Below are 8503 nucleotides of genomic sequence, written 5' to 3' on the forward strand. Positions count from 1 at the left end.
CGGCACGGGACCTGCTCGATCTTCTGCTGGGTCGAACCTCTGGCCGGCTGGCGGCGTGTCGATGCCCAGCCCCGGCGCACCAAGGTCGACTGGGCCCGGCAGGTCAAAGAGCTACTGTGCGTGGACTACCCGGACGCAGAGACGGTGGTGCTGGTGATGGACAATCTTAGGCACTCACGGCATCGGATCGCTCTACGAGGCCTTCGAGCCGGCCGAGGCGTTCGCGCTCGCGCAGCGACTCGAGATCCACCACACCCCCAAACACGGCTCGTGGCTCAACATCGCCGAGATCGAGCTCTCGGTGCTGACCCGCCAGTGTCTGGACCGGCGCATCGAGGACCTCGGCACCCTGGGCGCCGAACTCGCTGCCTGGCAGCGACAGACCAACGCCGATCAACGTCAGGTCCAGTGGCACTTCACCACCGACGACGCCCGCATCAAGCTCCGCCATCTATATCCCAATACTTAGCCGCGACAGTGTACTAGATCAACGTCGCCGCGAAAGTGGGTGGCCGCAAGAGTCGATCCGCGGGCACACTCACGTGCACAAACCCATGACCAGGCCACCGAAATATCTGATGGTCCCGTCAGAGGTGAAAGAGCATGGTCTCTGCGGTCAGGCCCGGACCGAACGCCATCGCGCAGCCGGTGCCGGCGGGTCCACCGTTCTCCGCGCGTTTCATGATCTCGGCGAGGACGAACAGAATGGTGGCAGAGGACATGTTGCCATAGTTGTCGAGAACATGCCGGGACGGTGCCAGGTCCTGTGGTTCAAGCCCGATGGACTCTTCCACGGCATCGAGGATGGACCGCCCACCGGGGTGAACAGCCCAGAGGTCGATCGATTCCTTGTCTCCGCCGGCAAGGATCGTCTTCAGATTCTCCCCGTCGAGCGCGCGAGAGAGAGTCCCTGGAACCTTCCCGGACAACACCATGTCGAAGCCGATGTCCCCGATTCGCCAGGTGATCAGATCGGACGTCTCCGGAACCATGACTGCCTTGAACGAGTCCAGCGCAATGCCCTCCTCGTCGGCGGATATCAGGACCGCGGCGCATCCGTCACCGAACACCAGGAACGACAACATCGTTTCGAGGGACTCGGAGCGCTGCAGGTGCAGCGAGCACAGCTCCAAGCTGACCACCAAGACGCGAGCATGGGGTTCGGATCGCACGATGTGATGGGCGAGCTTGAGACCATTGATGCCCGCGAAGCAGCCCATGAATCCGATCTGGGTTCGTTCCACAGAGGAACTGATGCCGCACCGTTTGATGATCTCGAAGTCGATCCCCGGGGAGTAGAACCCGGTGCAGGTGATGACGATCAGGTGCGTGATCTCGGCAGCACGGTCCCCGAGGTTCAGGCCCTCGACGGCGCGGACCGCGAGATCCGGTGCATTCCGCTCGAATTCGATCATTCGGGTCGCGGTGTCGATGGAGTTCGGGTCGTCACCGTAGAACGACTCCGGTGACGCGATCCCGGCCCATCGGTGCGAGATCTGGCACCGGTCGGCCATGCGGCGGAACAGCAACTGCTTGCGGCGCTCGGTGAACGTGCCGTCGGCGAAGTCGACGAATGCCTGGTGTACATCATTTTCCGGAACGACCGTGCTGATCCGGTTGGCGAAGGCAGTAACCATGACGGGTGCTCCGAACTGGAAAGGCAAACCGATGACGACGGCTTGGGTGCGATCGTTGAACCCGGACGACGTGGAACGCTAGACCGCCCGCCGCCACCCTGCAAGCGATGGGCCATCACGCGCCGTTCAGGTACGGTCTCGATCATCAGCGAAGTCCCCGTTCGAGCGGTCTGCAGGAGGAACGAGATGGCGTCGATCCTGCTGTGCAGCGCGCCGCTGACCGGACATGTCCAGCCGATGCTCACGATCGGCCGGCAGCTGGTGCAGGACGGTTGTGACGTATCGATTCTGACCGGGCGCAAGTTCCAGCATCACGCCGAACGCGACGGGATCAAGTTCATCGCGCTTCCGCCGAGTTGCGATTACGACGAATCCTTGCTCAACGAACAGTTCCCGGGTCGCGCCCGACGACCTGCCTTTCTCCGGTCCCGGTTCGATGCGGAACGCATGTTCGCGGCCCTGGTTGCCGATCAGTACCGCGCCGTCGTCGAGGCCATCGAGCGGGCGAACGCCGACACCGTCCTCGCCGAGAACCTGTTCATGGGCATGCTCCCACTGGTCGGTGTGGACCCGAAGAACCGTCCGGCAGTGTTCGGCGTCTGCACGTCCCCGTTGATGGCAACCAGCACCGACACCGCCCCCTTCGGTCCGGGACTGGCGCCGGCAACAGGAAAGCTCGGACGCCTCCGAAACCATGCTCTCAACGCCGGCGCTCGTGGTCTGGTACTGCGGCGGGCCCAGCAACTCGCTGCGCGGGCAACACGCGAGTGCACCGGCGCCGATCCCGCGTGCTTCCTCCTGGACTGGGTGCTGTTCGCCGACGGTGTGTTCGTTCTGACGGCACCCGGGTTCGAGTACCCGCGCAGCGACATCGGCGACCACCTGACGTTCGTCGGTCCGATACTGCCGGCCGCACCACCCGATGCCCAGAGACCGCACTGGTGGGGCCGGCTCGACACCGACCGGCCGGTCGTCCTGGTCACCCAAGGCACCCTCGACAACCATGACCTCGGCCGCCTCGTCGAACCCACCATCGACGCGCTCGCGAACGCGGACGTCCTCGTCGTCGTCACCACCGGAGGCCGGCCGATCGAGGCGGTGCGTCGCACGTCACCGAACGTGATCGTGTCCGAATTCGTCCCCTTCGATCTACTCCTTCCGCATGTCGATGTCATGGTCACCAACGGCGGTTGGGGCGGTGTGCACTTCGCTCTCTCGCACGGAGTTCCGATCGTGGCCGCCGGCAGTACCGAGGACAAGGCCGAGGTAGGGGCGCGGCTCGCTCGATCCGGTGCCGGCCTGCGGCTGCGCTCGGGCAGTCCCAGCCCGGCCAGGATCCGCCGTGCTGTGGAGACCGTTCTGCGTGACCCCGGGTACCGGACCCGCGCCCGGGAACTGGCCGCTGAGTTGAGCGAACTCGACGCGACCCGATTGATCTCGCGCGCGGTCGACACCCGTACGCGGTCGTAGACCGCGCCAGATCGGGTTCATTCCGCTACGTTCACCTCATGCGCAAGCGTGTGTGGTGGATCGTGGCTGGTGTCATCGTCGTGATCGCGCTGGTCATCGGCGTCGGACCATGGGCGTATGCGAAATTCCTGCACGGCGACCAACCCGACGCCCTACACCTTCCGGGCAATCCCGCGCCCGCCGCCGCCGACGGGGTACTCGACGGCGCGTGGACGGTGTCCCCCGGCTCGCGCGCGGGGTACGAGGTGTGGGAAACGCTCAGTGGCCAGCGGACCTTCGTCCGCGGTCAGACCGACCGCGTCACCGGAGCCGCCACCGTGCAGGACTCCATGCTGACGACCGGGAACATCGAGGTGGACGTGGCGTCGATCGCCACCGACGACGGCCGCCGCGACACCATGTTCGACACGCTGGTGATGAACACGGCCTCCCACCCCACCGCGACATTCGCGATATCCCAACCGGTCGACCTGACCGCCCTGCCGGGCGACGGCACCACCATCACTGTGCCGGTCGACGGCAAACTGACCCTGCGCGGTCAGGCCCGCGACGTGACCACGAATTTCCAGGTCCGCCGGTCGGGTGAAACCATCGAGACGGCCGGAGCGATCGACACGGTGTGGACCGACTACCACATCAACAAGCCGACCCTGTTCCCCAACATCGTCGTCGAGGACGCCGGCCAGGTGCAGTTTTCGATCGTGCTGAGCATGGGCTGACCGACCATCGCGCCGAACGGAGAGCTCCCAGACGTTCCGGTGGTCATCGTCGGTGGTGGACCGACCGGACTGACGATGGCGACGCTTCTCGCCTGTCACGGCATCGACTGCGTGATTCTCGAACGCCACCGCACCCCCTATCAGCTGCCCCGAGCTGTCCACCTCGACGACGAGGTATTCCGGATCCTGCAAGCATCGGGCGCCGCCGACGACGTCACCCGAATATGCCGGCCCGCGCTCGGGATGCGACTGGTGGATATGCGATTGCGAACCCTGGTCGAGATTCGGCGCGACCGCCCCGCCGGGACACACGGTTGGCCGGAGACCAACATGTTCGACCAACCCGACCTGGAGCGGGTAATGCGGGCGAACCTCGAACGTCACCCGACAGCCACCTTGATCCCGGGACACGAGGCCATCCGAGTGCAGGTACTCGCGGACGGCACGGCAGCGGTGACGCTCCGCAACACCGACACCGGAGACGAATCCACCACCACCGCCCGGTACGTGCTCGGCTGCGACGGCGCGAACAGCACCGTCGCAAGTGCGATCGGCGCCGGCACACGAGATCTCGGGTTCGACCAGCGCTGGCTGGTCGTCGACGCGCACTGCGACCGCGATCTTCGGATGTGGCCGGGGGTACACCAGATCTGCGCCGGACAACGATCCGCAACGTTCATGCAAATCGGCGACGATCGATACCGCTGGGAATTTCGACTCCCGGACGATCACTCACCCGAGGCGGGCGGCGGCATCACCGAGACCCGTGTGCGTGCCCTGCTCCAGCCCTGGGTTCCCGCCGGCGACGCCACCGTGCGGGTTCTGCGGCACACCATCTATTCCTACCGGGCCCAGGTAACACGTGCCTGGCGCAGCGGACCGCTCTTCCTCCTCGGCGACGCCGCCCACCTCACACCCCCCTTCATCGGCCAAGGGCTCGGCGCGGGACAACGCGACGCGATGAACCTCGCCTGGAAACTGGCCGCCGTCCTCCACGGCCACGCCGACGATCGACTGCTCGACACCTACGAACCGGAACGACGCAGACATGCCGTCCGGGCCATCCGGGCCGCGACCGCAATAGGCCGGATCATGTCCGCCCGCCCCACACTCGCCGTTCGCGCCGCACACGCAGTACTACGCCGAACCTCCCGAATACCGGGACCGGACGAACTCGCCAACAGAATCCTCACACCACCACTGCGCGGAAGCGCGCTGACCCACCGTCGCCCCGCTCTGCCGTTGTTCCGACCGAATACGATCGGCACCCAGATACCGCAAGACATGTTCAACGAAGGTGCCACTGCCCTGCGCTCCGATGATGCGCTCGGCGCCGGATTCGCGCTCATCTACACCGGAGGGCGAACTCCCACCCTCACCGACGTCGGCCGAAGACTCAACGCGCGGGTGATCCACACCGCTACACTCGCGCACTCATCCGGCGCAATCGACCGCTGGATGCGGCGCAATCGCCTCAGCGAAGTGCTACTGCGACCCGACCGGATCGTCCTCGCCACCGTCGACCACAGGGGCCGGATGAGCCCGACCCATTCCTGGTTACCAATGTTCACCAAGAGATCCGACAAGGACACGACAGCGGCCGCTCCTCACACATCGCAGTAGGTGTTCGAGGCGGTGTCCGGTGCCTCGTTCAAGCTGAGGCTGCGATGGACGCTCCCAATCCTGCGTCCATCGCTCACGACGGCCACTACACCCAGCTTCTCAGAGTTGGCGACGGCAACCATGGCCAAGACCGACCGTACCGGCAAGGTGTTCGTCGAGGGCTGACAGATGCCGGGGCGCGTTCCTCCTCCCCCGGCCCAGCGGTTGGTCACCGGCACGCGGCAATACGCTGATCCGCTCCGAGCACCCGGCTCACGCAAGACCGCGATACCGCGGTCCGAGCGGCCGGTAGGTTCGTCTGACGTCAAGGCGCCGTTCGCCCGACACCACGGCAGTGTGAACCCTGGGTAAAACCCTCACAGGAAGCGCGCGGCGGGGGGCGGGTCCGGGAGGCGTCTGCGAGGCTGGACGCACCGCCGCAATGACATTCGGAGCCCGATGAGCACTCACCGAACACACAGCAAACCCCGTACCGCCGGTTCCCCCATCGGCAGGTCTGTCCTCTGGCTGGGTGGCGGCCACTCGCACGAGATCACGGAACCCGTCGAACGCACCACATATCAGGTCACCGGGCTGGTCGTGCTGGCCAACGGACTACTCGGCTGGGTGGTCGCAACCATGGCCGTCGCAAACGCGACGGCGTGGCCAGTCCTCGCGCTGCCGCCGTTCACCCTGGTCTTCGGTCTGCTGATGGGCGCCCTGGCACGCACCCTTGCCAGCGGGCGGCAGGTTGGGTGGTCCGGGTTGGTGGGCCGCGCGGCGGTTGCGTTGTTCGTCGGGGCGGTGCTCGGTGAGCTGGCCTTCATCGGCATCGCCGCCGGATCGATCGACCGGGTACTCGATGACCGGGCCGCCGCGCAGGTCGCCGCGGTCCCGGCTGTCGTGGGGTCGGCGCAGACCCTGGACCGGCTGCGGGCCCAGCGGGCCGCTCTCGACGAGTCGGTGCGCGACGCCCGCGCCCAGCGCGACGAGGCGCTCGTCGTCGCCCGCTGCGAATTCAACCCGTCCCCGGCCTGCCCGCCGGAGAAGATTACCGGTGTGCCCGGCGCCGGACCCGAGACACGCACGGCCAACCAACTACTCGCCGACGCCCAGCAGGAACTCGACTCCGCCCTCGCGACCCGCGAGCGCGAAGCACCTGGCCTCGACGGCGACATCGCGCAGGCCACCGCCGGTCTCACCGCCGCACAGACCGCGGCGCCGTCCGACCTGAACCGTGGCCTCGGCGCGCGGTGGACGGCGATGCACGACTACACGGTCGGCCACACCGGCGCGTTGATCCTCCGGCTGGCCACCACAGCCTTCTTTGCGGTGCTGAGCCTGCTGCCGCTGGTGCTGAAGCTGTGGCGCGGTGAAACCGAGCAGGATCGCCGCGACGTCGCCCGTGCAGAGCGGGAGCGGGCCGAGCGCGAGGCCGACACCGCGATCGCAGTGAAGCGAGCGCAGGTCAGGGCGGCTGCCGAGGCCTTGTGGGCGGAGCACCAATTGGCCGCGACCCGTCTCGCAGCCGAAGCCGAGACCGCGATCGCACGGGAACGGCAGCGGCGACGGGTCGTGGCGGCGCACGGCGAGGACCTCGCCGCACCGTCACATGCACTGCGTTCCTCTGGAGGTTTCACCGAGCCCACCCCGCTCGCGGAGCTGACCGCGGCGGCGCTCACCGCGCCGTCCGCCACCGAGGAGACCCCCGCGGGGTCGGAGACCGACGACACCGAAACCGAGAACCTGCCCGTGCCGGTCGACTCGGCGCCGGCCGAGCAGCGCCGAAGCGGGCCGCTCAGCGTGCTGCCCGCCGCTCTCCCCCTGGGCAATCCGATACCGGACATCACCAAGGTAGTCACCGGGATTATCCGCCCGTTCGTGCCGCCGATCCTCACCCGGGCGGTCGGCCACACCCGCCGGACCCTCGTCGAGGAATACGAGGAGATGAGCGTCAGCTACACCCGCCGCCGCACGGTGACCGTGGACGAGCAGGAGGGCACGTCGACACCGGCCGGCGGGCCGACCGAGGCGAGCGCCGGACAGTCACCACCCACTCGGGTGACCGCGACCCGCGTGACCGAATCCCCGCACGCTGGATCGGGGCCCGGGTGGCTACCGGACTCGCTGGAGTCGGCATCGGACCACGACGACACGCACACAGTCGCCGCTGCGGCCCGCCGCGACGCCTTGACCGCGCGGAAGGGCCCGCGGGAGCTGCCGCCGGGCGAGTGAAGCGGCGCGGCAGGGGCGTCACCAGGATCCCAGGTATTTACATGCGCCCGCGCTGAAAGGACCGTACGCATGAAGACCCCAGGCGATGCACCGTGCGGATGGTGACGTAACGGATACTATCGGGCAAATCGAAAGAGGTTTCCCAGTAAGATCTTTCACCTTTGCGACAACACGTCAAATGTCGGACCGATCCCTCGTGCACCGAGAGTCACCGAATCCGACGAGTCGACCGACACGCCCCTCGAACAGCTGACCGCCAGCAGGAATGAAGCCCAGTCCCCCGTCGTGGACGTCGAGGACACCGACACGGCAGAGTCCTTCGAACTGCCCGGCGCCGACCTGTCCGGTGGAGAATTCACCGTCCGCGTCATCCCGAAACAGTCGGACGAATTCACCTGCACCAGTTGCTGCCTGGTCCATCACCGCAGCCGTCTCGCCGGCGAGCAGCTGATCTGCCGGGACTGCGCCTGAGAACACCGGTATCTCCGAGGGACGAATCTGCGGGCGCCTCGACACATGGTGCATCGTCCTGAGATCACCTGCCCGAGGGCACTGGGCCTGAGCCAGTTCTTCAACGGGCCGTAGACGGCCCCACACCACCGGTCAGCACTGCCCGGCTGTCCCGGCCGGCTCCCAGGCCTTCACTACCCGCGTGCCGCTATCGAGGCGATCGCGGCGGTACTGCTCGGCGATCTCGTCCGCGTCCTGAGCCAGCCAAGGCAGGTCCCCTACCGCCTCATCGCCGTGAACCATCCCGGGTCTCATGCACACACTGTCATTTGTGTGCGACCGGTTGATCGGCACAGTGTTCAGCGTAGTACTTGGCTTCGTACTCGGCCG

7 protein-coding genes are annotated in these 8503 nt (G+C 66.9%); 6 read left to right on the forward strand and 1 reads right to left on the reverse strand.

Going from position 1 to position 8503, the window contains the following annotated elements; genetic code table 11:
* The first annotated feature begins 181 nt into the window (after positions 1-181).
* Positions 182-469 carry a transposase gene (locus ACFWAY_RS52230; RefSeq protein ID WP_378516327.1) on the forward strand — a complete coding sequence of 96 codons (288 nt, stop codon included), beginning with the start codon at positions 182-184 and terminating at the stop codon, positions 467-469.
* Between the two features lie 118 nt (positions 470-587).
* Here the strand turns inward: ACFWAY_RS52230 and ACFWAY_RS52235 are convergent, their stop codons facing one another.
* Entirely contained in the window at positions 588-1637 is a 1050-nt protein-coding gene (locus ACFWAY_RS52235) for a type III polyketide synthase (RefSeq protein ID WP_378458430.1), read from the reverse strand.
* 186 nt (positions 1638-1823) lie between these two features.
* On the opposite strand from ACFWAY_RS52235, the gene ACFWAY_RS52240 reads away from it, so the two are divergent.
* From ACFWAY_RS52240 to ACFWAY_RS52260, 5 genes are all read left to right on the forward strand, one after another.
* Positions 1824-3107 carry a nucleotide disphospho-sugar-binding domain-containing protein gene (locus tag ACFWAY_RS52240; RefSeq protein ID WP_378458431.1) on the forward strand — a complete coding sequence of 428 codons (1284 nt, stop codon included), beginning with the start codon at positions 1824-1826 and terminating at the stop codon, positions 3105-3107.
* A 38-nt stretch (positions 3108-3145) separates the two neighbouring features.
* Positions 3146-3826: a YceI family protein gene (locus tag ACFWAY_RS52245; protein ID WP_378458432.1), complete on the forward strand. Its 681-nt coding sequence runs from the start codon at positions 3146-3148 to the stop codon at positions 3824-3826.
* 39 nt (positions 3827-3865) lie between these two features.
* The gene (locus ACFWAY_RS52250) at positions 3866-5449 is read left to right on the forward strand and encodes a bifunctional 3-(3-hydroxy-phenyl)propionate/3-hydroxycinnamic acid hydroxylase (protein WP_378516326.1); all 1584 of its coding nucleotides are present in this window, start codon (positions 3866-3868) and stop codon (positions 5447-5449) included.
* 438 nt (positions 5450-5887) lie between these two features.
* Positions 5888-7663 carry a DUF4407 domain-containing protein gene (locus tag ACFWAY_RS52255; RefSeq protein ID WP_378458434.1) on the forward strand — a complete coding sequence of 592 codons (1776 nt, stop codon included), beginning with the start codon at positions 5888-5890 and terminating at the stop codon, positions 7661-7663.
* 189 nt (positions 7664-7852) lie between these two features.
* Positions 7853-8134, forward strand: a complete 282-nt coding sequence (locus ACFWAY_RS52260; protein WP_378516328.1) for a DUF4193 domain-containing protein — start codon at positions 7853-7855, stop codon at positions 8132-8134.
* Positions 8135-8503 lie beyond the last annotated feature (369 nt).

This window comes from Rhodococcus sp. NPDC059968 (genome assembly GCF_042738615.1).
Taxonomy (GTDB): domain Bacteria; phylum Actinomycetota; class Actinomycetes; order Mycobacteriales; family Mycobacteriaceae; genus Rhodococcus_F.

Coding starts and splice junctions, on each gene's coding strand:
- ACFWAY_RS52235 (WP_378458430.1), bottom strand. CDS start 1,637: ATGGTTACTGCCTTCGCCAACCGGATCAGCACGGTCGTTCCGGAAAAT.
- ACFWAY_RS52240 (WP_378458431.1), top strand. CDS start 1,824: ATGGCGTCGATCCTGCTGTGCAGCGCGCCGCTGACCGGACATGTCCAG.
- ACFWAY_RS52245 (WP_378458432.1), top strand. CDS start 3,146: ATGCGCAAGCGTGTGTGGTGGATCGTGGCTGGTGTCATCGTCGTGATC.
- ACFWAY_RS52255 (WP_378458434.1), top strand. CDS start 5,888: ATGAGCACTCACCGAACACACAGCAAACCCCGTACCGCCGGTTCCCCC.